Source organism: Streptococcus sp. zg-86 (genome assembly GCF_017639855.1).
In the GTDB taxonomy this organism is placed as follows: Bacteria; Bacillota; Bacilli; order Lactobacillales; family Streptococcaceae; genus Streptococcus; species Streptococcus zhangguiae.
Genome location: NZ_CP072115.1, coordinates 355,726 through 382,271 on the forward strand (window position 1 = coordinate 355,726; position 26,546 = coordinate 382,271).

Annotated in this window: 20 protein-coding genes, 10 tRNA genes, 3 rRNA genes and 2 pseudogenes; 29 read left to right on the forward strand and 6 right to left on the reverse strand. The window is 42.5% G+C overall.

All coding sequences use genetic code 11. The features are described from left to right. The first annotated feature begins 38 nt into the window (after positions 1-38). The 16 genes and pseudogenes from J5M87_RS01870 (at position 39) to J5M87_RS09785 (ending at position 8,123) form a co-directional block, all read left to right on the forward strand. Positions 39-1,586: ribosomal RNA gene (locus J5M87_RS01870) — 16S ribosomal RNA — on the forward strand. Positions 1,587-1,638: 52 nt separating this feature from the next. Beyond that, positions 1,639-1,711: transfer RNA gene (locus tag J5M87_RS01875), tRNA-Ala, on the forward strand. Positions 1,712-1,843: 132 nt separating this feature from the next. Next, a 23S ribosomal RNA gene (locus J5M87_RS01880) occupies positions 1,844-4,748 on the forward strand. 114 nt (positions 4,749-4,862) lie between these two features. Further along, positions 4,863-4,978 (forward strand): 5S ribosomal RNA (rrf, locus tag J5M87_RS01885). Together the 16S, 23S and 5S rRNA genes with 10 tRNA genes alongside form the textbook arrangement of a ribosomal RNA operon. A gap of 30 nt (positions 4,979-5,008) precedes the next feature. Further along, positions 5,009-5,081: transfer RNA gene (locus J5M87_RS01890), tRNA-Val, on the forward strand. Between the two features lie 20 nt (positions 5,082-5,101). Next, positions 5,102-5,174, forward strand: a tRNA-Asp gene (locus J5M87_RS01895). A gap of 64 nt (positions 5,175-5,238) precedes the next feature. Further along, positions 5,239-5,311: transfer RNA gene (locus J5M87_RS01900), tRNA-Lys, on the forward strand. A gap of 2 nt (positions 5,312-5,313) precedes the next feature. Further along, positions 5,314-5,395, forward strand: a tRNA-Leu gene (locus tag J5M87_RS01905). A 15-nt stretch (positions 5,396-5,410) separates the two neighbouring features. Continuing rightward, positions 5,411-5,483, forward strand: a tRNA-Thr gene (locus J5M87_RS01910). 13 nt (positions 5,484-5,496) lie between these two features. After that, positions 5,497-5,568: transfer RNA gene (locus J5M87_RS01915), tRNA-Gly, on the forward strand. 7 nt (positions 5,569-5,575) lie between these two features. Continuing rightward, positions 5,576-5,659 (forward strand) — tRNA-Leu (locus J5M87_RS01920). A gap of 11 nt (positions 5,660-5,670) precedes the next feature. Further along, positions 5,671-5,744: transfer RNA gene (locus tag J5M87_RS01925), tRNA-Arg, on the forward strand. Positions 5,745-5,791: 47 nt separating this feature from the next. Beyond that, positions 5,792-5,865, forward strand: a tRNA-Pro gene (locus J5M87_RS01930). A gap of 366 nt (positions 5,866-6,231) precedes the next feature. After that, positions 6,232-6,546: an IS66 family insertion sequence element accessory protein TnpB gene (gene tnpB / locus J5M87_RS01935; RefSeq protein WP_280113863.1), complete on the forward strand. Its 315-nt coding sequence runs from the start codon at positions 6,232-6,234 to the stop codon at positions 6,544-6,546. Between the two features lie 80 nt (positions 6,547-6,626). Next, positions 6,627-6,834, forward strand: a pseudogene (locus J5M87_RS01940) (IS66 family transposase). Positions 6,835-6,959: 125 nt separating this feature from the next. Further along, positions 6,960-8,123: pseudogene (locus tag J5M87_RS09785) on the forward strand (IS66 family transposase). A 299-nt stretch (positions 8,124-8,422) separates the two neighbouring features. On the opposite strand, the gene J5M87_RS01955 reads toward J5M87_RS09785, so the two are convergent. From J5M87_RS01955 to recX, 3 genes are all read right to left on the reverse strand, one after another. Continuing rightward, positions 8,423-8,737, reverse strand: a complete 315-nt coding sequence (locus J5M87_RS01955) for a DUF960 domain-containing protein (protein ID WP_154608084.1) — start codon at positions 8,735-8,737, stop codon at positions 8,423-8,425. Between the two features lie 59 nt (positions 8,738-8,796). Further along, on the reverse strand, positions 8,797-9,330 hold the full coding sequence (gene ntdP, locus J5M87_RS01960; protein WP_160463231.1) for a nucleoside tri-diphosphate phosphatase: 534 nt from the start codon (positions 9,328-9,330) through the stop codon (positions 8,797-8,799). A gap of 118 nt (positions 9,331-9,448) precedes the next feature. Further along, complete coding sequence (gene recX, locus J5M87_RS01965; RefSeq protein ID WP_154608085.1) at positions 9,449-10,225, reverse strand: recombination regulator RecX; 777 nt, start codon at positions 10,223-10,225, stop codon at positions 9,449-9,451. A 37-nt stretch (positions 10,226-10,262) separates the two neighbouring features. On the opposite strand from recX, the gene rlmD reads away from it, so the two are divergent. From rlmD to J5M87_RS01980, 3 genes are all read left to right on the forward strand, one after another. After that, the gene (rlmD, locus tag J5M87_RS01970; protein ID WP_154608086.1) at positions 10,263-11,627 is read left to right on the forward strand and encodes a 23S rRNA (uracil(1939)-C(5))-methyltransferase RlmD; all 1,365 of its coding nucleotides are present in this window, start codon (positions 10,263-10,265) and stop codon (positions 11,625-11,627) included. 260 nt (positions 11,628-11,887) lie between these two features. After that, positions 11,888-12,358 (forward strand): DUF2798 domain-containing protein, encoded by a 471-nt coding sequence (locus J5M87_RS01975; protein WP_154608087.1) that lies wholly within the window; start codon positions 11,888-11,890, stop codon positions 12,356-12,358. Positions 12,359-12,655: 297 nt separating this feature from the next. Continuing rightward, a complete protein-coding gene (locus tag J5M87_RS01980; protein WP_154608255.1) occupies positions 12,656-13,408 on the forward strand; it encodes a GntR family transcriptional regulator in 753 nt (250 codons plus the stop codon). A 97-nt stretch (positions 13,409-13,505) separates the two neighbouring features. Here the strand turns inward: J5M87_RS01980 and J5M87_RS01985 are convergent, their stop codons facing one another. Beyond that, positions 13,506-14,216 (reverse strand): GntR family transcriptional regulator, encoded by a 711-nt coding sequence (locus tag J5M87_RS01985; protein ID WP_154608088.1) that lies wholly within the window; start codon positions 14,214-14,216, stop codon positions 13,506-13,508. 159 nt (positions 14,217-14,375) lie between these two features. On the opposite strand from J5M87_RS01985, the gene J5M87_RS01990 reads away from it, so the two are divergent. From J5M87_RS01990 to J5M87_RS02015, 6 genes are all read left to right on the forward strand, one after another. Further along, positions 14,376-16,151: a glycoside hydrolase family 35 protein gene (locus J5M87_RS01990; RefSeq protein WP_160463227.1), complete on the forward strand. Its 1,776-nt coding sequence runs from the start codon at positions 14,376-14,378 to the stop codon at positions 16,149-16,151. A 21-nt stretch (positions 16,152-16,172) separates the two neighbouring features. Further along, a complete protein-coding gene (locus J5M87_RS01995) occupies positions 16,173-16,658 on the forward strand; it encodes a PTS system mannose/fructose/N-acetylgalactosamine-transporter subunit IIB (protein ID WP_154608089.1) in 486 nt (161 codons plus the stop codon). Positions 16,659-16,740: 82 nt separating this feature from the next. Next, positions 16,741-17,622, forward strand: coding sequence for a PTS mannose/fructose/sorbose/N-acetylgalactosamine transporter subunit IIC (locus J5M87_RS02000; RefSeq protein ID WP_154608090.1), 882 nt, complete (start codon positions 16,741-16,743; stop codon positions 17,620-17,622). Then, positions 17,609-18,439 carry a PTS system mannose/fructose/sorbose family transporter subunit IID gene (locus tag J5M87_RS02005; RefSeq protein WP_154608091.1) on the forward strand — a complete coding sequence of 277 codons (831 nt, stop codon included), beginning with the start codon at positions 17,609-17,611 and terminating at the stop codon, positions 18,437-18,439. The genes J5M87_RS02000 and J5M87_RS02005 overlap by 14 nt, the downstream gene beginning before the upstream one ends. A gap of 21 nt (positions 18,440-18,460) precedes the next feature. Beyond that, on the forward strand, positions 18,461-18,865 hold the full coding sequence (locus J5M87_RS02010; RefSeq protein ID WP_154608092.1) for a PTS sugar transporter subunit IIA: 405 nt from the start codon (positions 18,461-18,463) through the stop codon (positions 18,863-18,865). A 166-nt stretch (positions 18,866-19,031) separates the two neighbouring features. Continuing rightward, positions 19,032-20,039: an aldose epimerase family protein gene (locus J5M87_RS02015; RefSeq protein ID WP_154608093.1), complete on the forward strand. Its 1,008-nt coding sequence runs from the start codon at positions 19,032-19,034 to the stop codon at positions 20,037-20,039. A 164-nt stretch (positions 20,040-20,203) separates the two neighbouring features. Here the strand turns inward: J5M87_RS02015 and J5M87_RS02020 are convergent, their stop codons facing one another. Beyond that, the gene (locus J5M87_RS02020) at positions 20,204-21,571 is read right to left on the reverse strand and encodes an amino acid permease (protein ID WP_160463226.1); all 1,368 of its coding nucleotides are present in this window, start codon (positions 21,569-21,571) and stop codon (positions 20,204-20,206) included. A gap of 259 nt (positions 21,572-21,830) precedes the next feature. On the opposite strand from J5M87_RS02020, the gene J5M87_RS02025 reads away from it, so the two are divergent. From J5M87_RS02025 to J5M87_RS02040, 4 genes are read left to right on the forward strand one after another with little or no spacing between them, the layout of a single operon-like run. After that, positions 21,831-22,064, forward strand: coding sequence for a DUF1858 domain-containing protein (locus J5M87_RS02025; protein WP_154608094.1), 234 nt, complete (start codon positions 21,831-21,833; stop codon positions 22,062-22,064). Then, positions 22,061-23,386: a DUF438 domain-containing protein gene (locus J5M87_RS02030; RefSeq protein ID WP_154608095.1), complete on the forward strand. Its 1,326-nt coding sequence runs from the start codon at positions 22,061-22,063 to the stop codon at positions 23,384-23,386. The genes J5M87_RS02025 and J5M87_RS02030 overlap by 4 nt, the downstream gene beginning before the upstream one ends. Continuing rightward, a complete protein-coding gene (locus tag J5M87_RS02035) occupies positions 23,383-23,637 on the forward strand; it encodes a DUF1912 family protein (RefSeq protein WP_067088155.1) in 255 nt (84 codons plus the stop codon). Before J5M87_RS02030 ends, J5M87_RS02035 begins: the two co-directional genes overlap by 4 nt. Positions 23,638-23,666: 29 nt before the next feature. Further along, positions 23,667-24,035 (forward strand): helix-hairpin-helix domain-containing protein, encoded by a 369-nt coding sequence (locus tag J5M87_RS02040; protein WP_154608096.1) that lies wholly within the window; start codon positions 23,667-23,669, stop codon positions 24,033-24,035. An 801-nt stretch (positions 24,036-24,836) separates the two neighbouring features. Here the strand turns inward: J5M87_RS02040 and J5M87_RS02045 are convergent. Next, entirely contained in the window at positions 24,837-26,414 is a 1,578-nt protein-coding gene (locus J5M87_RS02045) for an ATP-binding cassette domain-containing protein (protein ID WP_154608097.1), read from the reverse strand. Positions 26,415-26,546: the final 132 nt, after the last annotated feature.

The following is a 26,546-nucleotide window of genomic DNA, read 5'->3' on the forward strand; positions in this document are numbered from 1 at the left end:
AATCTGTCAGATGAACAGAATGAGTGAAGACTCAAACTTTTGATGAGAGTTTGATCCTGGCTCAGGACGAACGCTGGCGGCGTGCCTAATACATGCAAGTAGAACGCTGAAGCTTGGTGCTTGCACCGAGCGGAGGAGTTGCGAACGGGTGAGTAACGCGTAGGTAACCTGCCTGGTAGCGGGGGATAACTATTGGAAACGATAGCTAATACCGCATAATAGTACTTACTGCATGGTAAGTATTTGAAAGGTGCAAGTGCACCACTACTAGATGGACCTGCGTTGTATTAGCTAGTTGGTGAGGTAACGGCTCACCAAGGCGACGATACATAGCCGACCTGAGAGGGTGATCGGCCACACTGGGACTGAGACACGGCCCAGACTCCTACGGGAGGCAGCAGTAGGGAATCTTCGGCAATGGGGGGAACCCTGACCGAGCAACGCCGCGTGAGTGAAGAAGGTTTTCGGATCGTAAAGCTCTGTTGTAAGAGAAGAACGTTAGCGGGAGTGGAAAATCCGCTAAGTGACGGTAACTTACCAGAAAGGGACGGCTAACTACGTGCCAGCAGCCGCGGTAATACGTAGGTCCCGAGCGTTGTCCGGATTTATTGGGCGTAAAGCGAGAGCAGGCGGTTTGATAAGTCAGAAGTAAAAGGCTGTGGCTTAACCATAGTATGCTTTTGAAACTGTCGAACTTGAGTGCAGAAGGGGGGAGTGGAATTCCATGTGTAGCGGTGAAATGCGTAGATATATGGAGGAACACCGGTGGCGAAAGCGGCTCTCTGGTCTGTAACTGACGCTGAGTCTCGAAAGCGTGGGGAGCGAACAGGATTAGATACCCTGGTAGTCCACGCCGTAAACGATGAGTGCTAGGTGTTGGGTCCTTTCCGGGACTCAGTGCCGTAGCTAACGCATTAAGCACTCCGCCTGGGGAGTACGACCGCAAGGTTGAAACTCAAAGGAATTGACGGGGGCCCGCACAAGCGGTGGAGCATGTGGTTTAATTCGAAGCAACGCGAAGAACCTTACCAGGTCTTGACATCCCAGTGACCGTCCTAGAGATAGGATTTTTCTTCGGAACACTGGTGACAGGTGGTGCATGGTTGTCGTCAGCTCGTGTCGTGAGATGTTGGGTTAAGTCCCGCAACGAGCGCAACCCCTATTGTTAGTTGCCATCATTAAGTTGGGCACTCTAGCGAGACTGCCGGTAATAAACCGGAGGAAGGTGGGGATGACGTCAAATCATCATGCCCCTTATGACCTGGGCTACACACGTGCTACAATGGCTGGTACAACGAGTCGCAAGTCGGTGACGACAAGCTAATCTCTTAAAGCCAGTCTCAGTTCGGATTGTAGGCTGCAACTCGCCTACATGAAGTCGGAATCGCTAGTAATCGCGGATCAGCACGCCGCGGTGAATACGTTCCCGGGCCTTGTACACACCGCCCGTCACACCACGAGAGTTTGTAACACCCGAAGTCGGTGAGGTAACCGAAAGGAGCCAGCCGCCTAAGGTGGGATAGATGATTGGGGTGAAGTCGTAACAAGGTAGCCGTATCGGAAGGTGCGGCTGGATCACCTCCTTTCTAAGGAAACGGAACTCTGTACGTAGTCTTCTTTAATTTTGAGAGGTCTTGTGGGGCCTTAGCTCAGCTGGGAGAGCGCCTGCTTTGCACGCAGGAGGTCAGCGGTTCGATCCCGCTAGGCTCCATACAGTCACTGGATGTGATTGTAGGAATTGTCCATTGAAAATTGAATATCTATATCAAATAGTAACAAGAAAATAAACCGAAAACGCTGTGAATTAATGAGTTTTCTAATTTGAAAGAATTAGGTTAAATAAGGTTAAGTTAATAAGGGCGCACGGTGGATGCCTTGGCACTAGGAGCCGAAGAAGGACGTGACTAACGACGAAATGCCTTGGGGAGCTGTAAGTAAGCATTGATCCAGGGATGTCCGAATGGGGGAACCCAACATGTAATGCATGTTATCCATGACTGTTAAGGTCATGCGAAGGAAGACGCAGTGAACTGAAACATCTAAGTAGCTGCAGGAAGAGAAAGCAAAAGCGATTGCCTTAGTAGCGGCGAGCGAAACGGCAGGAGGGCAAACCGAAGAGTTTACTCTTCGGGGTTGTAGGACTGCAATGTGGACTCAGAATTTGTAGAAGAATCCTCTGGGAAGGGGAGCCAAAGAGAGTAAGAGCCTCGTATTCGAAACAGAATCTGTACCTAGCAGAATCCTGAGTACGGCGGGACACGCGAAATCCCGTCGGAATCTGGGAGGACCATCTCCCAACCCTAAATACTCCCTAGTGACCGATAGTGAACCAGTACCGTGAGGGAAAGGTGAAAAGCACCCCGGGAGGGGAGTGAAATAGAACCTGAAACCGTGTGCCTACAACAAGTTCGAGCCCGTTAATGGGTGAGAGCGTGCCTTTTGTAGAATGAACCGGCGAGTTATGATATGATGCGAGGTTAAGTTGAAGAGACGGAGCCGCAGGGAAACCGAGTCTGAATAGGGCGAATTAGTATCATGTTATAGACCCGAAACCATGTGACCTACCCATGAGCAGGTTGAAGGTGCGGTAAAACGCACTGGAGGACCGAACCAGGGCACGTTGAAAAGTGCTTGGATGACTTGTGGGTAGCGGAGAAATTCCAAACGAACTTGGAGATAGCTGGTTCTCTCCGAAATAGCTTTAGGGCTAGCGTCGATGTTAAGTCTCTTGGAGGTAGAGCACTGTTTGGGTGAGGGGTCCATCTCGGATTACCAATCTCAGATAAACTCCGAATGCCAACGAGATATAATCGGCAGTCAGACTGCGAGTGCTAAGATCCGTAGTCGAAAGGGAAACAGCCCAGACCACCAGCTAAGGTCCCAAAATAATTGTTAAGTGGAAAAGGATGTGGGGTTGCACAGACAACTAGGATGTTAGCTTAGAAGCAGCTATTCATTCAAAGAGTGCGTAATAGCTCACTAGTCGAGTGACCCTGCGCCGAAAATGTACCGGGGCTAAAACAATTTACCGAAGCTGTGGATACCTATTTATAGGTATGGTAGGAGAGCGTTCTATGTGTGGAGAAGGTGTACCGTGAGGAGCGCTGGAACGCATAGAAGTGAGAATGCCGGTATGAGTAGCGAAAGATGGGTGAGAATCCCATCCACCGTAAGACTAAGGTTTCCAGGGGAAGGCTCGTCCGCCCTGGGTTAGTCGGGACCTAAGGAGAGACCGAAAGGTGTATCCGATGGCCAACAGGTTGATATTCCTGTACTAGAGTATGAAGTGATGGAGGGACGCAGTAGGCTAACTCAACCGGACGATTGGAAGAGTCCGGCTAATCAGTGAGGCGTGGTATGAGTCAAATGCTTATACCTGTAACGTTGAGCTGTGATGGGGAGCGAAGATTAGTAGCGAAGTGAGTGATGTCACACTGCCAAGAAAAGCTTCTAGCGATGTATCATACTCTACCCGTACCGCAAACCGACACAGGTAGTCGAGGCGAGTAGCCTCAGGTGAGCGAGAGAACTCTCGTTAAGGAACTCGGCAAAATGACCCCGTAACTTCGGGAGAAGGGGTGCTCAGCTAGACTGAGCCGCAGTGAATAGGCCCAAGCAACTGTTTATCAAAAACACAGCTCTCTGCTAAATCGTAAGATGATGTATAGGGGGTGACGCCTGCCCGGTGCTGGAAGGTTAAGAGGAGGGTTTAGCGGTAACGCGAAGATCTGAATTGAAGCCCCAGTAAACGGCGGCCGTAACTATAACGGTCCTAAGGTAGCGAAATTCCTTGTCGGGTAAGTTCCGACCCGCACGAAAGGCGTAATGATTTGGGCACTGTCTCAACGAGAGACTCGGTGAAATTTTAGTACCTGTGAAGATGCAGGTTACCCGCGACAGGACGGAAAGACCCCATGGAGCTTTACTGCAGTTTGATATTGAGTGTCTGTACCACATGTACAGGATAGGTAGGAGCCTAAGAGATCGGGACGTCAGTTTCGAAGGAGGCGTTGTTGGGATACTACCCTTGTGTTATGGCCACTCTAACCCGGATAGGTGATCCCTATCGGAGACAGTGTCTGACGGGCAGTTTGACTGGGGCGGTCGCCTCCTAAAAGGTAACGGAGGCGCCCAAAGGTTCCCTCAGATTGGTTGGAAATCAATCGAAGAGTGTAAAGGTATAAGGGAGCTTGACTGCGAGAGCAACAACTCGAGCAGGGACGAAAGTCGGGCTTAGTGATCCGGTGGTTCCGTATGGAAGGGCCATCGCTCAACGGATAAAAGCTACCCTGGGGATAACAGGCTTATCTCCCCCAAGAGTTCACATCGACGGGGAGGTTTGGCACCTCGATGTCGGCTCGTCGCATCCTGGGGCTGTAGTCGGTCCCAAGGGTTGGGCTGTTCGCCCATTAAAGCGGCACGCGAGCTGGGTTCAGAACGTCGTGAGACAGTTCGGTCCCTATCCGTCGCGGGCGTAGGAAATTTGAGAGGATCTGCTCCTAGTACGAGAGGACCAGAGTGGACTTACCGCTGGTGTACCAGTTGTCTCGCCAGAGGCATCGCTGGGTAGCTATGTAGGGAAGGGATAAACGCTGAAAGCATCTAAGTGTGAAACCCACCTCAAGATGAGATTTCCCATAACGTTAAGTTAGTAAGAGCCCTGAGAGAAGATCAGGTAGATAGGTTGGGAGTGGAAGTTGTGTGAGCAATGGAGCGGACCAATACTAATCGCTCGAGGACTTATCCTAGATAGGTAAAATTCAACGAGAATCACAGTGGAAGAGGTGAAGAACTTGTTAAAGAAGAGTAGATATTCAATTTTGAGTTGACAAAGAGGGAAACCTCGCGTATACTCAAGATAGTTAAGTGACGATAGCCTAGGAGATACACCTGTACCCATGCCGAACACAGCAGTTAAGCCCTAGAACGCCGGAAGTAGTTGGGGGTTGCCCCCTGTGAGATATGGTAGTCGCTTAGCAACGGAGGAGAGATACTCTCCTCACATCAAGGGAGTTTAGCTCAGCTGGGAGAGCATCTGCCTTACAAGCAGAGGGTCAGCGGTTCGATCCCGTTAACTCCCATACGTTATAAAACGTAGGAAGGTCCCGTAGTGTAGCGGTTATCACGTCGCCCTGTCACGGCGAAGATCGCGGGTTCGATTCCCGTCGGGACCGTTCAATTAATGTAATAGATTGATTGAAGTTTGTATCCTTATGATACGATAGCGATTAATAAATCGACTCGTTAGCTCAGTTGGTAGAGCATTTGACTTTTAATCAAAGGGTCGCTGGTTCGAGCCCAGCACGGGTCATTGCGGGTTTGGCGGAATTGGCAGACGCACCAGATTTAGGATCTGGCGCTTTCGGGCGTGGGGGTTCAAGTCCCTTAACCCGCATAAATAGGAAAATAGGCCGGCTTAGCTCAGTTGGTAGAGCATCTGATTTGTAATCAGAGGGTCGCGTGTTCAAGTCATGTAGCCGGCATAGAGGGATAAATGCGAACGTAGTTCAGTGGTAGAACACCACCTTGCCAAGGTGGGGGTCGCGGGTTCGAATCCCGTCGTTCGCTTGAAGAGGCCGGGGTGGCGGAACTGGCAGACGCACAGGACTTAAAATCCTGCGATGGCAACATCGTACCGGTTCGATTCCGGTCCTCGGCATTCAAAGATAGGCACCCTTAGCTCAACTGGATAGAGTACCTGACTACGAATCAGGCGGTTAGAGGTTCGACTCCTCTAGGGTGCATCGCTCGCTTAATGGAACATTAGGGGAGATTTATTTTTAGATAGGAGCGGGAAGTAGCTCAGCTTGGTAGAGTACTTGGTTTGGGACCAAGGTGTCGCAGGTTCGAATCCTGTCTTCCCGATTTCTAATTATTAAAAAACTTTGTCATTTCAATAGTAGTTTTAGTTACTATATGAAATGACAAAGTTTTTTATCTATTGAAATATTGTTTTAATCTCAGCTGAATATTAGAGGTAACCGCCCAATAATAAGGTACCTATCCAACCACTCCCACATCCAGTATACTGTTAAAAAAACAAAACTGGAGGCTTTTTTATGTCATACCCCATCGTCCCATTGATTGTTCCCTAATCTCGACGCTTTGATAAGAAAAGCAGAAACGCTATTCTGATGAAAATTCGTCTTGGAAAAGTGGAAGTCACATTCTTCCAATCTATCAACCAAGAGGTGTTAGAAACAATCTTGGATAAGGTATTGCTCTAGGACCATCCGACTCAATGATTTAGGGCAAGTCTATTTTGTTTGTGGGAAAACCGATATGAGACAGGGCATTGATTCTCTGGCCTATCTTGTCAAAAGTCAGTTCAACCTGTATTCCTTCTCAGGTCAGGTTTATCTTTTCTGTGGAGGTCGAAAAGACCGGTTCAAAGCTCTTTACTGGGACGGACAAGGATTTTGGATGCTTTATAAGCGTTTTGAGAATGGGAAATTGACTTGGTCTAATGATGAAAATGAAGTAAGAGCCTTAACATCAGAACAAGTTGATTGGCTCATGAAAGGATTTTCAATCCGTCTAAAATAACTGTTTTAAAAAGTCGTGATTTCGATTGAAATCATGGCTTTTCTTTAGGTATAATGAGATAAAAAGAAGGAAGTAAGTCCATGGAGTCACAAGATAAAGGGATTGAAAGTCTAACCAAAACCATCGAAATAATGACCAACGAGTTGACTCTCCTTCGTGAACAGATTGATTATCTGAGGCAGAAACTCTACGGAAAGTCATTAGAGAAGGTTGCGTATCAACCTGGTCAGTTGAGCTTGTTTGGTAAGTCAGATTCTTCCTCAGGAAGAATCTGACTTACCTAGTTGAAACAGAAACTATTACCTATAAACGTAAGAAAGCTAAGGGAGTTTGTCAGGCTATTTTTAGTCGGTTCACTCCAGAGATTGTTCATCACGGATTGCAGGGTGAAGACTGCAATTGTCCAGACTGTCATGGTCAGTCGGAAGGAGATTGGCTCAACTGTTCAACGACAAGAGTTGGTCTTCATTCCTGCACAATTAAAACGGATTGACCATGTCCAACATGCCTATAAATGTCAAGCATGTAGTCAGAAGAATCTGAGCGATAAGATTATCAAAGCTCCTGTTCCTAAGGCCCCTTTGGCACATAGCTTAGGTTCAGCTTCTATCATCGCCCACACTATTCATCAGAAGTTCAATCAGAAGGTCCCGAATTACCGACAGGAAGAGGATTGGCATAATCTTGGCTTACCAATCAGGCGGAAGGAAATGGCTAACTGGCACATCAAGTCTAGTCAGTATTATTTCGAGCCGATTTATAATCTGTTGCACGAGAAATTACTGAAACAGCCTATTCTCCATGCGGATGAAACCTCCTATAAGGTCTTGGAAAATGATAGCCAGTTGACCTTCTTGTTTGGGAAGCATGAGAAAAAGGGCATCACCCTCTATCATCATGACAAACGCCGGAGTTGTTTAGTTGTGGAGGAATTTCTTGGGGATTACGCAGGCTATGTACATTGTGACATGTTACGGCAGTAACTTAGGACTTTAGTCCTCTAGTTCTGCCTATGCGATAGCAGTCCAAGCTTGAGGAACGAAGCGACGCTAAGCTTGGTAAACTGCGAACCGCTGAGTTCCTATCGGCAGTTAGACAAAGCTCAGCCAGTTGGTTGTTGGGCTCATGTCAGAAGAAAGTTTTTTGAAGCAATTCCTAAGAAGACGGACAAGACCTCCTTAGCAGCTAAGGAATTAGCCTATTTCGATCGCTTATTTGCCTTGGAGAATGACTGGGCAGATTTGTCTAGCGAGGAGCGATTGCATAAACACCAGACAGAGTTAGCCCCTTTGATGGATGACTTCTTCGACTGGTGCCGTAAGCAAGCTGTTTTACTAGGCTCCAAATTGGGTGCTGCAATGGAGTATTGCCTCAAATACGAAGCCACCTTCCGAACTATTCTCTCGGATGGTAACTTCGTCTTGTCTAACAACATAGCCGGGAGGGCTATGAAGCCCTTGGTTATGGGTCATAAAAATTGGCTTTTTTCTCAGAGCTTTGAGGGAGCCAAGTCGATAGCTATCATTTTGAGTCTTTTGGAAACGGCAAAGCGATGTGGCCTTGATTCAGAGAAATAGATGACTTATCTTCTAGACAATCTACCTAACGAGGAGACACTCGCAAAAAAAGAGGTGCTAGAGGCTTATTTGCCATGGGACGAAAAATTAAGAGAGCGTGTAAATAGAAAAAAGGTTCCAGAGTCAACATGACTTTGGAGCCTTTTTCAATATACTCGCTTATTGGACGCTTACTATTAAAGTAGATTAGTTGGTTTTTGTTCATCATAAACTGTAGTTCATGTGAAGCTAAAAAGCTAGCTCCTAGAGAAAATATAGGGGGTAGGTGTTAACAATCCATTATCACCCATGAGTATTCATCAGAACTGCAATTCATCTGGTAAGACAATAGTTTCCTGGCCTTTTTTATCAATTACAAGTAATTTTCGCGGATAGAGTGGGTCAAAGGGAATCTGGAGGTCAATGGAGATAGCATTTTGATAATGTTCTTGTGAAAAGGTGACGGTTATTTTTCCTTTGTTATTTGTGAGTTGAAATCGGATAATGGATTTCAAGGGGATAACGTGTTTTAGGTAGTTGTCAATGATATACCAAATGCTATCAATCACGTTACCAGGTAATGAGGTGACAGTGCTGAAGCTAGCATATCTTCCGGTAGTATTTGTAAATGCCATATTCATTCCTTTTATTTGTAAGAAAAAAGCCTGAAAATCAGGTTTTTCTGTATGCAACTTTAACGATTTCGTAGTTCTAAATATCGTTTGTACCAAATATTGACATAGGCTTGAGAGAAGGGACCGCGTTTGTTGTTAATCCAGTCTACAAGGATTTTGACATTTTCTTTAAGAATAAAATCAATATCGGTTGGATAATTCATCTGTCTACGATGACGTTCATATTCGTCAACATCTAATAAGCGTTTTTCTCCATCGACAAAGACTTTGACATCGAGATCGTAGTCAATGTATTTGAGAGCTTCGTTGTCAAGAACGAAAGGGCTTGCTAGATTGCAGTAATAGGATACGCCGTTTTCACGAATCATGGCAATGATGTTAAACCAATATTTCTTATGAAAATAGACAATAGCGGGTTCTCTGGTGACCCAACGTCTGCCATCATTTTCGGTGACCAAGGTATGGTTGTTTACACCGATAATAGCATTTTCTGTTGTTTTTAGTACCATGGTATCGCGCCAGGTGCGGTGCAATAAGCCATCATGTTTATAACTCTGAATTGTAATAAAGTCGCCTTCTTTTGGTAATTTCACTTGGTTACCAACTTTCTACAATTTAAGTTTAATCTTTATTATTATATCATAACTTTTAAGGAATAGGAAAAAATTTTACTGACTCTTACTCTTTGTTCGGAAATTGAGGGATCATTTGTCAGAGAAATTCGCGTAAGGCACTTTTTATTTGCTGGTAATCGTAACCTTTGCGCATGAGAGCTTGTATTAAGCGTTGCTTCAATTCATAACCGTCGTATTTGCGACTATATTTGCGGTATTGTTTTTCAAGTTCTTTTTGAAGGAGTTCTTCATCTAGGCTTTCATCGGATGTTAATTCGAGAGAGTGTTGAGCAGCCTTAGCTTGCGTATAGGGAAATCCTTTTGTCATCAATGATTGGACTAACTTATCCTGTAAGGCTTTATGAGGAAGTTTACTAGCATATGTTTTCCAGATTTTTTGGACAACACGCTCTGCAATTGGCATAAAATCAATCTTTTGGAGTTCTTCTTCAATGAGTGAGAGGGGGATACCTTTTTGAGAGAGTTTTTGTTTGAGCACTTGTGGGCCCTTGTCGCCAGATAATTGGTTTTGGTAAAGAAAGGTTTCGACGTATTTTGAGTCGTTGATCCAATTGTCAGTTTCAAGATTGTTAAGAATTTTGGGGATAATACTTGGTTCAAGCTCGTATTTCTCCAAATAGAGTTGGACTTCCTTGCGGGTACGTTGTTTGAAGGAGAGATAGTAGAGTGCGAGATTTTTTCCGTAGGATAACTGGGCAAAGGCTTGAATTTGGATTAGTTCTTCTGGTGTGATGTCCTTGTCTTTGCTGAGCATGAAACGAACAATGGTATCTTCTGTAATGTAGAGTTGCTGTTCCTTATCTAGTTCGAGGAGGTAGAGTCGTTTTTTCTTTTCAAGTTTTGTAATTTTCATTCTTTCATTATACACGAAATTTCGGTAAAATAGTATCATGAGTATACAAGTAAAACAACGGTTTGTCCTAAAGATTAAGCGAATGGGGATTAATGGCGAAGGAATTGGTTTTTATCAGAAGACCTTGGTTTTTGTTCCTGGAGCTTTAAAGGGTGAGGAAGTCTATTGTCAGGTGACGGCTGTCAAACGAAATTTTGTTGAGGCTCGCTTGCTCAAGGTCAATCGTCCTTCCAAGTTTCGAGTAGAGCCAGAATGCCCTTTATATGAGGCATGTGGTGGCTGTCAAATCATGCATTTGCGATATGATCGTCAGTTGGACTTTAAAACAGATTTGTTGCAACAAGCACTGAAGAAATTTCAACCAGCTGGTTTTGAAGAGTATGAGATTCGGCCTACAATTGGGATGAAAGAGCCGAAATATTACCGCGCAAAATTACAGTTTCAAACGCGTTTGACCAAAGGGAAGGTGCAGGCTGGCTTGTATGCGGAGCATTCTCATCGCTTGATTGCCATTCAGGACTGTTTAGTACAGGATCAGGTGACGCAGGCTGTGATTAATCAGGTGACTGTTTTGCTAACCAAGCACCGGATTCCGATTTACGATGAGCGCCGTGTGGGAGGCATTCGGACTGTCATGGTAAGGCGAGCTCGGGAGACTGGTCAGATTCAGTTGATTTTTGTGACTTCTAGTCAGGTGAATCTCACTCGCTTAGTAAAAGAACTTGTGGAAGAATTTCCCCAAATTGTGACGGTAGCTGTCAATTGGCACACCAAGAAGTCCAGTGAGATTTATGGCGATAGGACGGAAATTATTTGGGGTCAGGAGGCTATTCGTGAGTCTGTCTTGGATTATACATTTTCTCTTTCTCCACGTGCTTTTTACCAGTTGAATCCAGAGCAGACAGAAATTCTATATGGAGAAGCGGTTAAGGCGCTAGATATTCAAGGTCATGAGCAGTTGATTGATGCCTATTGTGGTGTAGGGACGATTGGCTTTGCCTTTGCAAAAAAGGTGAAGAGTTTGCGTGGAATGGATATTATTCCAGAAGCCATTGAGGATGCAAAACGCAATGCGACAGCGCTCGGATTAGACAATGCCCACTATGAAGCAGGACTGGCTGAGGAGATTATCCCGCGTTGGTATAAGGAAGGCTATCGGGCTGATGCCCTCATTGTTGATCCGCCAAGGACAGGATTAGATGAGCGATTACTTGAAACCATTGTGCGTTATCAACCAGAAAAAATGGTTTATGTGTCTTGTAATGTATCAACCTTGGCTCGTGATTTGGTTCAGCTAGCAAAGGTCTATCAAGTAGATTATATTCAGTCAGTCGATATGTTCCCCCATACTGCAAGGACCGAGTGCGTTGTGAAGCTGTCCAAACGACAGGTCAGCAAATAACCGGAAAATGATTTTATTTAAAAAAGAAGAGTTTTATCTTCTTTTTTTTCAGTATAAGGGATCTTTCGTAATCTCAAGTCAGTTTTTCACTTAAAGTATTGCTTTGTTAGACAAAAGTTTCTTTCAGTAGAGTATTGTTCTATTAGACACACGAAGTAGCTTTTTCATTTTTTAGTATAAAACGTTTTCTTATGCAAATCGCTTACATGAAATTTTCAAATATGATAGAATAGCTCTTTAGTAACAAAAAGGAGATGGATATGCCCAAAAATGTAAAAGAAGCCTTCCTGTTTACCGTGTTAATGTGTGGTTTTATGGTACTTGGAATGAGCTGTTGGAATCTGTTTTTAGTTGGAAGACTGTCATGGAGTTCCGTTGTGATGGGGTTTGGCCCTGCTTTTCTTGTCGCTTTTACCTTAGATACGTTGCTAGTTGGACCAATCGCTAAAGCGGCTGCTTTTAAGGTGTTAAATCGATTACCAAATCCTGTAAAAGATTGGCAAAAAATTCTCACTATTTCAGGGACAATGGCCTTTTGTATGGTTAGTATGATGTCTTTATATGGTTTGATTGTAAATGGAGTTCCTATTAGCTTTGCGACTTATCGAGTTGCTTGGTTGAGTAATGCCCTGATGGCTTTCCCGCTGAATTTTTTGGTTGCAGGACCGCTCGCACGATTATTATTCAGGCAAATGCTGTTTCTTGTCTCTTCACGACCAGAGGGAGTCTAGAGAAAATTTTTTGTTCCTATATTTAAAGATTGCTTTCTTTTGTGAAAAAAGCTCTCTAGGTTTCAAGTCTCGCATTTTTCATTGCAAAATTCTTTCCTAAATCCTAAGTCTTGTATTTTTCGTTGAAAATACCTACCCTAAATTCTAAGTCTGGTATTGTTCCCTTAAAAACAGTTCTCTAGGTTTCAAGTCTTGTTTTCTTTGTCGAAAAAACTTTCTAGCTTCACGATTCAGCTTGCAATTCCTTCAAAAATAGCCTATACTTAAAGTGGTTATAACCGGTAAGGAGTGAGTATGATGGCTGATTTATCAAATACAAAGCCTCTTTATCTTCAACTAGTGGAGACACTTGAAACAGAGATTCGAGAGAAGCTAGAGGCGAATGAGAAACTACTTTCTGAGAGAGAATTAACACAGGTTTACGGGGTCAGTCGTATTACGGTTCGTTTGGCCTTGCAAGAGTTAGAAAAACGTGGCTTGGTGTATAAGGTGCACGGTAAGGGAACTTTTGTGTCAGAAGTGAGTCATCAAGCAGTTGATTTGTCAATGGCCTATAGTTTTACAGATCAAATGAGACGTGTTGGTCGTGTTCCGAAAACGCAGATTTTATCTTTTGAGAAGATTCAGGCGACTGATTATTTAGCGCAGCGATTACAGGTAGCAGTTGATGATCCTGTTTTTGAATTGGAACGCCTCCGATTAGCTGACGGTATTCCAATGATGTTGGAGCGAACGTATGTACCAGCAGTCCTATTTGAATCTCTTTCTGAAAAGGAATTGCAGGTAAAGCCCTTATATGAAATTTTTGCAGAAGATTTTGAACAGGTGATTCGCTTGGCAGAAGAGGAATTTTATGCTAGTATTGCGCTTGAAAATGAGGCTCGTTTACTTGATATTCAAAATGGAGATGCGGTTTTGCATTTGATTCGTAAGACTTATAATGATAAAAATCGTATCATTGAGTATACTTTTAGTATTGCACGGGCCGATCAGTTTCGATATAAGATTAGCCATACGCGTGGAGAACAGGATTCATCTAAACTCAAATAAGGATATCGTTAAAGAACTTCTAGTTTATCTTTGATTTTGTTGTTATATAAAATAGAGTAGAAATGAACACTAAAACGGAGCCGAAATAGGCTCCGTTTTAATGTTTATTGGCAACAATTTCAAATTTAAAGAATTTCCAATGTTTATAGGTTTCAATGTATTCCAAGACTTCTTCGCTGCCTGTTCGTTTGGTTGTCCGAATTTGTAAGATAACGGGTTCTTTTGATTTTAGCTGCAGGTGTTTTTGTACTTCTTTGGGTGCTGGAAAGACTACCTCGTTTGTTTCAGAATACAATTCTTCTGACATGTGGAGATTGAAATCCAATTTGAAGCGTTGGTATATGGATTGGAAATGCTCTAGGGGTGCTTCTGGTTGCTGGAGGTAACGAGCAGGAATGTAGGACTGGTGATAGATATAAGGCGTATCGCCTACAGAGCGAATGCGGCTAATTTTGTAGTAATAGTCATTTTTATCCAATTGAAGGGTTTCAAGGATACGAGGATCATTGCCTTTTTCACAGGCTAATACTTGCACACTATCTTGCTCAAGTGGGAAGACTTCAATATCGGAAAACTCAACCAATTTCCCCTTGCGAGAGCGAGATACGAAGGTACCCTTTCCTTGTTGCCGGACTAGATAGCCGTCCTTGACTAATTCATTTACAGCACGGATAACAGTGATAGAGCTAACGCTATAGAGTTTTGTGAGCTCAGCTTCGGTATAAAATTTATCACCATTTTCAAATTTTCCTGAGATGATTTGTTGACGTAGGTCATTTTGTATTTGTTGATATTTGGGAATCTTCATGAGAAATCCTTTCTAGCTTAGTGGTAACATCCATTTTCTTACATTTATTATACTAAATTTTTATGAAAATAGAAAATTTTTTAAAAAACGACTGGACATAACCAGTTGTTTGTGTTAATATATTGATAAAGATAAGAAAACGGTTGCAAGGAGGAAACAGTGAAGAATTTTCAAATTCGAGAAGACTTTTACTTGGATGATCGACCGTTTAAGATTTTATCTGGGGCGATTCATTATTTTCGGATACATCCAGATGATTGGTATCATTCCCTGTATAATTTGAAAGCACTAGGTTTTAATACAGTGGAAACCTATGTTCCATGGAATTTACATGAACCCCAAAAGGGAGCTTTCACTACAGAGGGAATAGTGGACATCGAACGTTTTTTAAGCATAGCACAGGAACTTGGTCTATATGCCATTGTTCGCCCCTCACCTTACATTTGTGCAGAATGGGAGTGGGGTGGTTTACCAGCCTGGCTATTAGCAGAGCAGGTGCGTGTGCGGTCGAGTGATTCAGCTTATTTGAGGCATGTAGAAGACTATTACGCTTTCTTATTGCCGATTCTAGCTAAGCACCAATTATCACAAGGTGGCAACATCTTGATGTTCCAAGTGGAAAATGAATATGGTTCCTATGGAGAAGAAAAAGCCTACCTGAGAGCAATCGCAGAGTTGATGAGAAAGTATGGATTAACCGCACCTTTCTTCACTTCAGATGGTCCATGGAGAGCAACCTTACGAGCCGGAACACTCATTGAAGATGATATTTTGGTGACTGGCAATTTTGGTTCTAAGGCAGCTGAGAATTTTGACCAACTACAAGCCTTTTTTGATGAACATGGCAAGAAGTGGCCGCTCATGTGTATGGAATTTTGGGATGGTTGGTTCAATCGTTGGGGTGACGAAGTTATTCGCAGAGATCCAGATGAGCTAGCACTAGCGGTTATGGATACCATTGAACGAGGAAGTATTAATCTCTATATGTTCCATGGTGGAACCAACTTCGGCTTTATGAATGGTTGTTCAGCTAGAGGTCAGGTGGATTTACCACAAGTCACTTCTTATGATTATGATGCGATTTTAGATGAAGCGGGAAATCCAACTAAGAAATTTTATAAACTGCAAGAGCTGATGAAAAAAAGCTATCCGCAGCTTGATTATGCAGATCCATTGGTCAAAGAAGCCAAGGCTTATCCAACGGTATCCTTAAATGATAAGGTGAGCTTGTTTTCTATCCTTGAAAATGTAAGCGATTGCCAAGAGGCCTTTTATCCCAAATCAATGGAAGAACTTGGTCAGAATGTTGGTTATACGTGTTATCGCACGTGGATTGAGAAAGATAAGTTAGAAGCAGAGCGCTTGAGAATTATTGATGCTAGGGATCGCGTACAGGTATTTCTAGCAGGCGAGAAAGTTGCGACGCAATATCAGGAAGAAATCGGCGAAGACATCTTCTTGAATCAGCTAACCAAAGAAACAGACTTGACGATTTTAGTCGAAAATATGGGTCGTGTAAATTATGGTCATAAGTTGACCGCACCGACACAACGAAAAGGACTAGGTCGTGGAGTTATAGCAGATTTACACTTTATTGGCCAGTGGGAGATGTATCCCCTACCACTAGATAGGCTTCAGGAGCTGGATTTTACCAAAGAATGGCAAGAAAATCAGCCAGCCTTCTATCGCTACCATATCAATGTGGAGCATGCTCAAGATACCTATCTTGATATGACTGGTTTTGGAAAAGGTGTTGTCTTTGTAAATCAACAAAATATGGGTCGTTTCTGGGAACGAGGACCAATCCTTTCCCTCTATATACCAAAAGGATACTTAAAGAAAGGAGAAAATGAAATTATTGTCTTCGAAACTGAAGGCACATATAGAGAGAATCTTCGTTTCTCACCAGAACCTATCTATAAAGATATATTATAAAACGTAAAAGGAGAGTATACTATGGCAATTATAGGAGTTCGTATTGATGGCCGGTTGATCCACGGACAGGTAGCCAACCTTTGGACTACAAAATTAAATATTTCACGGATTATGGTAGTAGACAATGATGTTGTCAACAATGACATTGAAAAATCTGGTTTGAAATTAGCCTGCCCACCAGGTGTGAAATTGTCTGTTTTACCAGTTGAAAAAGCGGCAGCAAACATTTTAGCAGGGAAATATGATTCCCAACGTCTCTTTATCGTTGCAAAACGTCCAGCTCCAATCTTGGGCTTGGTCGAACAGGGCGTGACGATTCCAGAATTGAATGTTGGAAATATGTCTCAGTCACCTGAAACACGTTCTGTCACTCGTTCAGTAAACGTTGTGGATGAAGATATTAAGGTCTTTGATGAATTGCATGCTAAAGGCGTGAACTTGATTCATCAAATGGTTCCAGGTGATACTGCGAAAGACTTCTTACCATTGCTTGCGAAGGTGAGATAAGATTATTCGGTTACATTTGTCTTGTTTCAATCTAAGGAATCAGACATGAAACAATTATAAAAAATTTTTAGGAGGTTACATCATGATTCAATGGTGGCAAATTCTTTTACTTACCTTGTACTCAGCTTATCAAATCTGTGATGAGTTGACCATCGTATCATCTGCCGGCTCACCAATGTTTGCGGGCTTCATCACAGGACTTGTAATGGGAGATTTGAAAACAGGTCTGTTGATTGGTTCAGCTTTGCAATTGGTGGTACTTGGTGTCGGTACCTTTGGTGGTGCTTCTCGTATCGACGCAACGTCTGGTGCGGTGTTGGCAACTGCCTTCTCAGTAGCACAAGGAATTGATGCTGAAATTGCGATTTCAACAATCGGTGTTCCAGTAGCGGGTCTTTTGACTTATGCAGATATCCTTGGTCGCTTCACAACTACTTACTTTGCTCACCGTGTGGATGCTGCGATTGAACGTTTTGACTATAAAGCAATTGAACGCAATTATCTCTTAGGTGCGCTTCCTTGGGCAGCTTCTCGTGCTGTTCCTGTCTTCCTTGCTCTTGCCTTTGGTGGTGCTCTTGTTGAAACCATGGTGACAACAATTGAGTTACCTCAATACAAATGGATTGCAGCCGGTTTAACTCTTGCAGCTCGTATGCTTCCAGGTCTTGGATTTGCAATCTTGCTTCACTATCTTCCACTTAAACGCAACCTTCACTACCTCGCAGCAGGTTTTGGTATCACGGCAATGTTGTCTGTACTTTATGGAAACGTAGCATCATTGGGTGGTGCAGTTGCTGGTGCTGTTGAAGGCTTTAATGGAAACTTCAAAGGTTTGTCTATGATTGGTATTGCGATTATCGGTATCTTGTTGGCAGTGCTTCACTATCAAAATGCACGTCGTACCGTAGCTGCGCCTACCACATCAACTGTAGAAAGTGGGGAAATTGAAGATGATGAAATCTAATTACAGACTTACAAAAGAAGATTTTAATCAAATTAACAAACGTAGTTTATTTACTTACCAATTAGGCTGGAACTATGAGCGGATGCAGGCTTCAGGCTATCTATACATGCTCTTGCCTCAACTTCGTAAAATGTACGGAGATGGTACTCCTGAACTACAAGAAATGATGCGTTTGCACACTCAATTCTTTAATACTTCACCATTCTTCCACACTATTATCGCAGGTTTCGACCTTGCCTTGGAAGAAGAACAAGGTATCGCAGCAAAAGATGCGGTTAATGGTATCAAGACAGGTCTCATGGGACCATTTGCTCCACTTGGTGACTCTATCTTTGGTTCACTTGTTCCAGCCATTATGGGTACAATTGCAGCGTCAATGGCAGCAGGTGGTAACATTGTTGGTGTCGTTGGTATTGCCCTTTGGGTAGGAGCAGCGGTTGTCTATGATATCTTCCGTTGGAAACAGTTGGAATTTGCCTACAAAGAAGGTGTGAAATTGGTAACCACCATGCGTGATACCTTGAATGCCCTTGTTGATGCAGCTTCTGTTCTTGGGGTATTCATGATGGGTGCCTTGATTGCAACCATGATTAACGTTGAAGTAACAGCGCCATTCCACGTTGGTGAAAAGATGATTGATGTGCAAGACTTGCTTAACCTCATCTTCCCACGCTTGTTGCCAGCTATCATTACAGGTGCTATCTTCTGGTTGCTTGGTCGTAAAGGTATGACTTCTACAAAAGCAATCTTGCTGATTATTGTAGCAGCACTTGCAATGTCTGCATTTGGTTACTTTGTATTCGGAATGGGAGTATAAAATTAGAAACTTAGGTGTGATATGTCAAAACAGTTAATACTCGTCAGTCATGGACAATTTTGTGAGGGATTGAAGCAAAGTACAGAGATGATTATGGGTCCTCAGGACAACATTCATACAGTATCATTGCTCCCTGCAGAAGGGCCAGAAGAATTTCAAGCCAAATTTTTGGATACGATTCAAGGATTGGATGATTTTGTAGTCTTTGCTGACTTGCTGGGGGGAACACCTTGTAATGTGGTTAGTAAACTAATCTTAGAAGGTCGCGAAATTGATCTTTATGCGGGAATGAATATGCCGATGGTCATTCGTTTTATCAATGATGCTCTTCTTGGTACGACATCACGCTATGATGAAAGTACATCCGAATACATCCAGTATGTGAACGATGTACTTGCTGGCATGTCAGATGACGAAGATGAATAGACTTTAAGTATCCTCAGGAGCAGGCAGAAATGCCAGCTCCTGTTTGAGTTTTGAGAGTGTTGCTTTAATCATAGAAAATTGTGTATTATTAAGAACCAGTATTCATAAGCCCTGAATAGAGTTACGGAGCTGTGAATACAGGTTTCAACTACTGAAAGGAGAAATCATGATTGAAATTAGTCCATTTGGAAGTGAAAGGGCAAGGAAGTATCATCTGGTCAACGAAGCTGGGATGCAGGTGAATTTGACCAATTTTGGGGCACGGATTGTGGAGATTTTGCTTCCTGTTGAAGAGGATGGTGGTTTGCGCAATGTAAGTCTATCTGCTTCTTCTGATGAAGAATATAAGACAAAAGATCCCTATCCTGGAGCGACTATTGTACCAGTCGCAGGCCGTATTTCAAAGGCACAGGCAGAGATTAAAGGAAAGGTATATCACTTTACAGAAAATGAACCAGGTCGCACCTTGCACGGTGGGGTGAATACGGCAAATGAACAGTATTGGGATGTAGAAGTAAATGAGGCGGCAAATAGCGTTTGCTTTACGATTACGCTTTCTGACGGCTCCAATGGCTTTCCGGGGGATGTGCGGGTCAAGGCTTGCTATCGCTTGACCGAGGATAATACACTTGAAATTACCTATACAGCTCAATCAGATAAGGATACGATTTTTAATCCGACTAACCATGTCTACTTTAATCTGACCGGAGATGTTCGGCAAGATGTGGCTGACCACCAGATTCGCATTGCAGCTGAAACCTATGCGCCATTAGGAGAGGATAATCTGCCTCTTGGAAGATTAGAGTCTGTTGAGGGGACACCATTTGATTTCCGAGTTGGAGGAACGTTTGCCCAAGGATTTACTTTGGAACATCCGCAAAATCAATTGGTTAAAGGCTATGATCATCCTTGGGTCTTGAATCAGGTAGCAGAGCCAGTTGAGGTGGTTAGTCCAGATCAGCGCATTCGTTTGACGGTTACAACCAATCAACCAGCAGTTGTGATTTATACCTATAATTTTCCAAGTCAGGATATGGCAGTCTTTCATGGTGCCTTTAGTTTGGAATGTCAAGGACTACCCAATGCCTGCAATGTAGAAGGATTCGGATCGATTTTACTCGAAAAAGACCAGTTATTTGAACATGTGACGAGCTATAAGTTTACATGGTTCTAGTCTTTCGTTTTCATCTATTATATTGTTAACGCGCCTTACCTAATTTTAATTATGCTTGCGACACGTTGCCTAGTACTAAATCAAAACGAACAAAGGGAGAGTTCAAATGTTGAAAATATTCCTTTGTTCGTTTTGATATTTATTTTCTGATAAAAGCCTTTTGACTATCTAAATTTAGAAAGGCTATAGCTACCAAAGGCGATAATCCAAATGGTGGAGCCGATTGCTCCCCAAAGGGTTGCTTCTTGGAGGAACAAGGTCGCAAAGACAAAGAGGAAAAAGCCGATGGTAATGGGATTTAAGAAGCGGTAGGCAGGCATGAGGTACCCGTTTGCCATGAAGTCTTGAGACTTGCGATAGTTGAGATGTGCGAGCATAACTAAAACATAAATAGCGATGTAGACACCTGATGAAGAAGCTGTAATCAAGGTAAAGGCATCGGATACGCCAGGAAGGATACTGATTGCAGCGGCAAGTGCGATAACCACTGCAGAGGTGATAATGGCATTTTGTGGAACGTTTTGCCGTGATAGGGTGTTGATCTTGAATTTTTTGAGCAAGGCATTTGGTGCATCATGTGCAAGCTGGTAGAGGTGTCGCCCAGTAGAATACAGGGTCGAATTGAGGGCAGAGGCAGCAGAAGTCAGGACGACAAAGTTAATCAAGCCGGCGGCCCATTTAATCCCTGCTAATTCAAACACCGTTACAAAGGGAGAGCCAGCTGTTGCTAAGTTCCTCCAAGGGATAATCGCCATGATGGCAAGTAGGGCTCCACCATAGAAAAAGACGATGCGGACAGGGATTTCCTTAATGGCTTTTGGTAGTACTTTGCGAGGATTTTCCGTCTCAGCAGTTGTTACCCCGATAAATTCCATCATCAGATAGGCAAAGAAGACCATTTGAAAGGCGACGATAAAGTTTAGTGGTCCATTTGGAAAGAGACTGAATCCGTCGCTGATATTGGTCAAACTGGCAAGACCAGTCGGTGTTTCAAATCCTGTCAAAACCATGAAAATGGCGGTCGCAATTAGAGCTAAAATAGCGATAATTTTAATCATGGCAAACCAGAACTCGACTTCTCCGAAGATGCGGACGGCAATCAAGTTGACCATGCCTAAAATGATAAGAAAAACCAATTGGATAATCCAAGCAGGCCAAGTTGGAAACCAGAATTGGACGTATTCTGCGACAGCAGTAATTTCTGCCATACCGATAAAGACGACCGAGAGCCAGTAGGACCAGCCGGCAAAGTAGCCCCAGCCCTTTCCCACATAGTGGGTGATAAAGTTGATAAAGGTGTGCTGGTCGGGATCGCGGTAGAGCATCTCGCCGATTGCCCGCATCATCAGGTACATGAAGCTGCCTGTGATCATATAGATAAAGACGATTGAAGGACCAGTCAGACTGATAGAGCGCCCAGCGCCTAGGAATAATCCTGTTCCGATTGTTCCTGCAATAGCCATGATTTGGACATGGCGGTTTTGCAGGCTCCTTTCCATTTTGTTGGTTGAATGATGGTGTTTCTCACTCATTGTATCTTTCTCTCCTCTAGGTTAATATAAGAATTTTCTAATTTTATCATAATTTTCCCCCTTTGTAATCTTTTGAGCACTTATCATCAGTATTTTTAGTGAAAAGGACAGAATGAGTAATCATATGATTACTCATTATCTCTAAAACCTTTGATTAAAGCAAGGCAAGAAAGCGCTTTTTACTGTAAATCTTCCCTTTTTTTCTCCCTTTTCCCATTGTAATATGCTATAATGGGAAAAAATAAATGAAGGTGGAAACATGAATACGATTAATCTTTCCCTTCCTGTAGCCCAAGTGATTGAAGAGCATCCTGAGGTACTCGAAATTTTAGTGGAACTTGGCTTTACTCCGCTTGCCAATCCTTTGATGCGTCAGACACTTGGAAAAACGGTGTCGCTTAAGCAAGGGGCTAAGATGAAGGGAATTGATTTGGCCCAAGTCCAGTCAACCTTGGAGTGGAATGGATATGATGTCATTGGAGGAGAAGCATGACAGATGAGCGCATTCATATCTTAAAAGATATTTTATTAGACCTGCACCAAGGGGCGAGTCCGGATAGTGTCCAAGAACGATTTAATCAAACCTTTGCTGGAGTATCTGCTATTGAGATTTCGCTCATGGAGCATGAATTGATGAATTCTGATTCGGGAGTGACCTTTGAAGATGTCATGTCCTTGTGCGATGTCCATGCCAATCTATTTAAACAGGCGATTCAACATGTAGAGGTGGCAGATGCAGATCAGGCGGGTCATCCGGTACGTGTTTTTAAAGATGAAAATTTAGCCTTACGAGCAGCTCTAATCCGGATTCGTCGTTTGTTAGAGAGTTATGAGCAGGCAGAAGATTCGGCCATTCGCACGGAAATCATCAAAGGCTTGCAGCGCCAACTAGCCTTGTTAGGGCAGTTTGACAACCATTATCGTCGTAAGGAAGAACTGTTCTTTCCCTTGATGGAAAAATACGGACATGATTCACCACCCAAGGTTATGTGGGGAGTGGATGACCAAATTCGGGACTTGTTTGCGATTGTTCAAACGGATAGTCAGCAATTAGAAGAGCAAGGAATTGAGGTTTTAAAACAGAGTTTTGAAGCCTTTGCAGTCGAATTTGAAAGTATGATTTTCAAGGAAGAATCGATTTTGCTAATGATTCTGCTCGAATGTTTTACGCAAGATGATTGGCTACAAATTGCAGGAGAAAGTGATACCTTCGGTTATGCGATTATTCGTCCCAAAGAGAAATGGACACCGGAAAGACACAACTTTACCTCAGAGAGAAATGAAGAAGCTGTTTCAGAAGTCGTAGGGACTGAGCAGGTGATTCATCATAGGATTGATACACCTGATGGAGAATTAAGCATTTCCTTTACGCCTAAAAAGCAATCAGAACAAGAAACACAGGCCTTTGGAAATGGCTATTTGTCTATTGAACAGGCGAACTTGATATTGAATCATTTGCCCATGGAAATTACCTTTGTGAATAAGGATGATATTTTCCAGTATTATAATGATGCGGTACCGAGCGAGGAGATGATTTTCAAACGCACGCCAAGTCAGGTTGGCCGGCATGTGGAATTGTGTCATCCGCCTAAATTATTACCGAAAGTACGAGCGATTTTCACCGCCTTGCATGAGGGGCGCAAGGACAAATTTGAGATGTGGTTCAATTCAGAATCTCGTGGGCAATTTGTTCATGTGACCTACAAAGCTGTGCGTGATGTGGCTGGAGAATTTCAAGGAGTCTTGGAATATGTTCAAGATATTGCGCCCTATCGGGCAATTGAAACAGATGTGTATAGGGAGATTGACGAATGAGTTATGAACAGGAATTTCTAAAAGAATTCGAGGCTTGGGTCAATACTCAAGTGATGATAAATGAAATGGCTATGGAAGAAAGCCGCCGCGTCTTGGAAGAAGACAAGGATGAGCGTGCAGCGGATGCCTACATTCGCTATGAAAGCAAGGTAGATGCCTATCGCTTTATTCAGGGAAAATTCGCTAACTATGCTGCGGGCAAAGGATTCCATGATTTACCGGATGAACTGTTTGGCAAACGAAGTTATTAAGGATAAGATAAAAGGAGATTAGGAGAAAAATGGCAAAGAAAAAAGTAAACCGTAAAAAACAATTAAAACGTGAATGGGCAAAATTGAAAAAAGCAGGTCGTGAGCGTTTGGAACAAGTTGTTGATGTAGCTGAAACAGTAGTTGATAAGGCTGTTGAGCAAGTTAAGGAAGCTGTTGCAGAAATCAAGGAGCAGGCAGCAACAAGTCTAGAGGATTTCCAAGCACTGCCAGAACTTGAGGCTATTCCTGCTAGTCGTTTGGAAACATTCTACCAAGCAGGTATTCAAAGTGTGGCTGATTTTGCAACATGGACAGAAAAAGATTTGGTAGCCTTAAAAGGTATCGGTGCAGCAACGATTAAGCAATTGAAAGAAAAAGGCATTGCTTTAAAGGATTAAGACTGGTTTGAAGTAAGAGAGGGCTAAGGGATGAGTTGGCTTGCAGAGTTGATTGGTGAGTTGCTGATAGGGGTATTGTTTGATCGGGATGCAAAAGAATTTCGCTCTTCTAAAACTCTCGTCTTCTACGCAATCTGTCGGAATCTCTTTCATCTTGTTTTGATAGCTCTTTTTGTTACCCTAATCTGGTATACAACCTATCAAGGGGGCTTAGTCAACTATTTCTTTGCTCTATTTTGCTTGATCGTACTGCTTTTTCAGATAGGCTCTTTTTATTCATGGAATAAACAGGGAGTTAGACAGTTTCGGTTACTGAGATCAAGAAGAAGCTGAGTGGATACTTGCAGGCAACAGAGCTAACTCACAATGAAATCACAGGTGAAAGATCTTAAAGGGGCAATCTTGGAGCCTGGAGCCAGCAAAGCACCCAACTAAACCAATTAAACTTAAGCTAGAAAATGTTCAGGGTGTAAAGAGCCATATAACAGGCTCGGGCTTTGCCGAAAAAGAAGATAGCTCATGGGAACCCACTGAAAAATTCATCAAATTGATGGCTTTTTCAGTGGGTTCCTTTCGTGTTTGTGACAGGTTGAGAACCAAAGATGTAGCCCCTCATTACTATAAAACTAGTTACAGCTACACCTTCGAGGACAATCAGGAGCCTGACTTTTAATTTATTTAACATGCGTTGTTGCTATCTCTTTTTTTGTATGATAGCGACATCATAACAAGATTGACTTGGAGATTTTATCACAAGAAAAGGGCTCTTTGTCGGCTGTAGTGGGTGATAAAGAGCAATATTTATTTGAATCGATATCTTTCCAAATCAATTATCTGATTATAATCCGTTTCTGAATCAATATGATGAGCAACTTCAATCAAAATGATAGGTAATTGCAATAGCAATTGCCTCACTTGATGTGCGTTGTCTTTGTCCAAGGATGCTGTAATCTCATCTGCCAGCACAATATCTTTTTTCCGAAGTAGGCAACGGACTAATTCTAGCCGTAGACGCTGTCCACCTGAAATGTTTTCTCCGTTATTTTTTAGTTGATACTCTAGAATATTTGTGATTTCATTCGTTAAACCAACCTGCTCTAGATAATAGAGTAATTCTTGGTCTGACATCTCCTGACCTAAAGTCAAGTTTTCCCGAATGCTCCCATGGCTGAAAAATGGATTCTGAGAAATATAAGCCACATTTCCTTGATAGTGATTAAATTCTTGTCCAGCTTTGTTACGCACGAAGATTCGACCATTATTCGGGGCTACCTTTCCTGCCAACAGGCGTAGGAGAGTTGACTTTCCAGTACCACTAGCTCCCTTTATTAAAACGTTACTTGGCTTCGATAATCTGAGTGAAAAATTGTAAAAGAGTGCTTGTTCTCCAATCTGTTTTGAAACATCGACTGCAACAAGTTCTGCCAAAGATTCGACTGTCGTATAAGATGCCTCTAAACAAGGTTCTTCTAGCAAAGAAAATATTTTTTCTTTTACTGCCTGTGAACGCTGAATATCAGATACACTATACATAATCTTTTGGATAGGTCCGCTAAGATTCATTGTGGCTATATACATAGCGACCAAACTGGCTGTTGATAGCTCTCCCCCCTTTTTTTGTAGTAACAGACCAAGTGCAAGAGGTAGTACCTGACTAAGAAATTCTAAAGGCCCATTGAAAAAATAAACGACATTACCAGTCCATTCATTTTTCCAGCGAGTGTTCTCATAACATTCATTGTTTTTTGTCAACTTGGCAAAATTTTCTTTGATAGCACCATAAAAATAAATCGTATCAGCTCCCTTAAAAAAGTCTCCTACAGATAGATGGAAAGCCTTTTGCTTTTCAGAAAAATCTGCTCCACTGTCTATTAAACGATTGTTCATCAACCATTGAGGTAAAGGACGAAGAAAAGAAAAGACTACAAAAACTAGACCAAGCCAAAAATTTTGCACCAAAATAAAAGTAATCGTTGTACAAAGTATAAACACTCTTCCGACTATCATATCTAAAGGTAAAAAGAAGCGGTTATACAGTACTTCCATATCTTGTGTAACAATTGAAACTTTTTCATCATACACAAAGGATTCTTGTAAAAATAATTTATTAATAAGCTGATTTTTTAAGCGAACTTGAAGATGGCGTTGCAGATTATTACTGGCAAAATTTGCTAACAACATCGTGCTATAAAAAAATAAATGCAGACAAAATCCATATATAATAAAGTGTAGTATCGTATCAATTGTAAGTTGTCCTTCACGAATACTCAACAACTTATCCAATAGTAATGGCTTAATGAGAATCATCCCACTATTCAAAAACACTCCGATTAAAAAATAAACAAAGATGTTAGTTTTTATATATTTTAGCAATTTCATAAATAAACCTATCTAAAAATGAAGCGAATATTCATAAAAGCCTCAGTATAATAGTTGTACACAAGCCAACTTTAACTGAGGCTATCTAATATTTTAGTGAGCTAGTATTTGATGTTACTTATTAAGAGTGAT

What these genes read in the sequence shown, in the direction of transcription:
- J5M87_RS01955 (WP_154608084.1), bottom strand. Translation starts at nt 8,737, where the DNA reads ATGGCATTTACAAATACTACCGGAAGATATGCTAGCTTCAGCACTGTC.
- recX (WP_154608085.1), bottom strand. Translation starts at nt 10,225, where the DNA reads ATGAAAATTACAAAACTTGAAAAGAAAAAACGACTCTACCTCCTCGAA.
- rlmD (WP_154608086.1), top strand. Translation starts at nt 10,263, where the DNA reads ATGAGTATACAAGTAAAACAACGGTTTGTCCTAAAGATTAAGCGAATG.
- J5M87_RS01975 (WP_154608087.1), top strand. Translation starts at nt 11,888, where the DNA reads ATGCCCAAAAATGTAAAAGAAGCCTTCCTGTTTACCGTGTTAATGTGT.
- J5M87_RS01980 (WP_154608255.1), top strand. Translation starts at nt 12,656, where the DNA reads ATGGCTGATTTATCAAATACAAAGCCTCTTTATCTTCAACTAGTGGAG.
- J5M87_RS01985 (WP_154608088.1), bottom strand. Translation starts at nt 14,216, where the DNA reads ATGAAGATTCCCAAATATCAACAAATACAAAATGACCTACGTCAACAA.
- J5M87_RS01995 (WP_154608089.1), top strand. Translation starts at nt 16,173, where the DNA reads ATGGCAATTATAGGAGTTCGTATTGATGGCCGGTTGATCCACGGACAG.
- J5M87_RS02000 (WP_154608090.1), top strand. Translation starts at nt 16,741, where the DNA reads ATGATTCAATGGTGGCAAATTCTTTTACTTACCTTGTACTCAGCTTAT.
- J5M87_RS02005 (WP_154608091.1), top strand. Translation starts at nt 17,609, where the DNA reads ATGATGAAATCTAATTACAGACTTACAAAAGAAGATTTTAATCAAATT.
- J5M87_RS02010 (WP_154608092.1), top strand. Translation starts at nt 18,461, where the DNA reads ATGTCAAAACAGTTAATACTCGTCAGTCATGGACAATTTTGTGAGGGA.
- J5M87_RS02015 (WP_154608093.1), top strand. Translation starts at nt 19,032, where the DNA reads ATGATTGAAATTAGTCCATTTGGAAGTGAAAGGGCAAGGAAGTATCAT.
- J5M87_RS02020 (WP_160463226.1), bottom strand. Translation starts at nt 21,571, where the DNA reads ATGAGTGAGAAACACCATCATTCAACCAACAAAATGGAAAGGAGCCTG.
- J5M87_RS02025 (WP_154608094.1), top strand. Translation starts at nt 21,831, where the DNA reads ATGAATACGATTAATCTTTCCCTTCCTGTAGCCCAAGTGATTGAAGAG.
- J5M87_RS02030 (WP_154608095.1), top strand. Translation starts at nt 22,061, where the DNA reads ATGACAGATGAGCGCATTCATATCTTAAAAGATATTTTATTAGACCTG.
- J5M87_RS02035 (WP_067088155.1), top strand. Translation starts at nt 23,383, where the DNA reads ATGAGTTATGAACAGGAATTTCTAAAAGAATTCGAGGCTTGGGTCAAT.
- J5M87_RS02040 (WP_154608096.1), top strand. Translation starts at nt 23,667, where the DNA reads ATGGCAAAGAAAAAAGTAAACCGTAAAAAACAATTAAAACGTGAATGG.
- J5M87_RS02045 (WP_154608097.1), bottom strand. Translation starts at nt 26,414, where the DNA reads ATGAAATTGCTAAAATATATAAAAACTAACATCTTTGTTTATTTTTTA.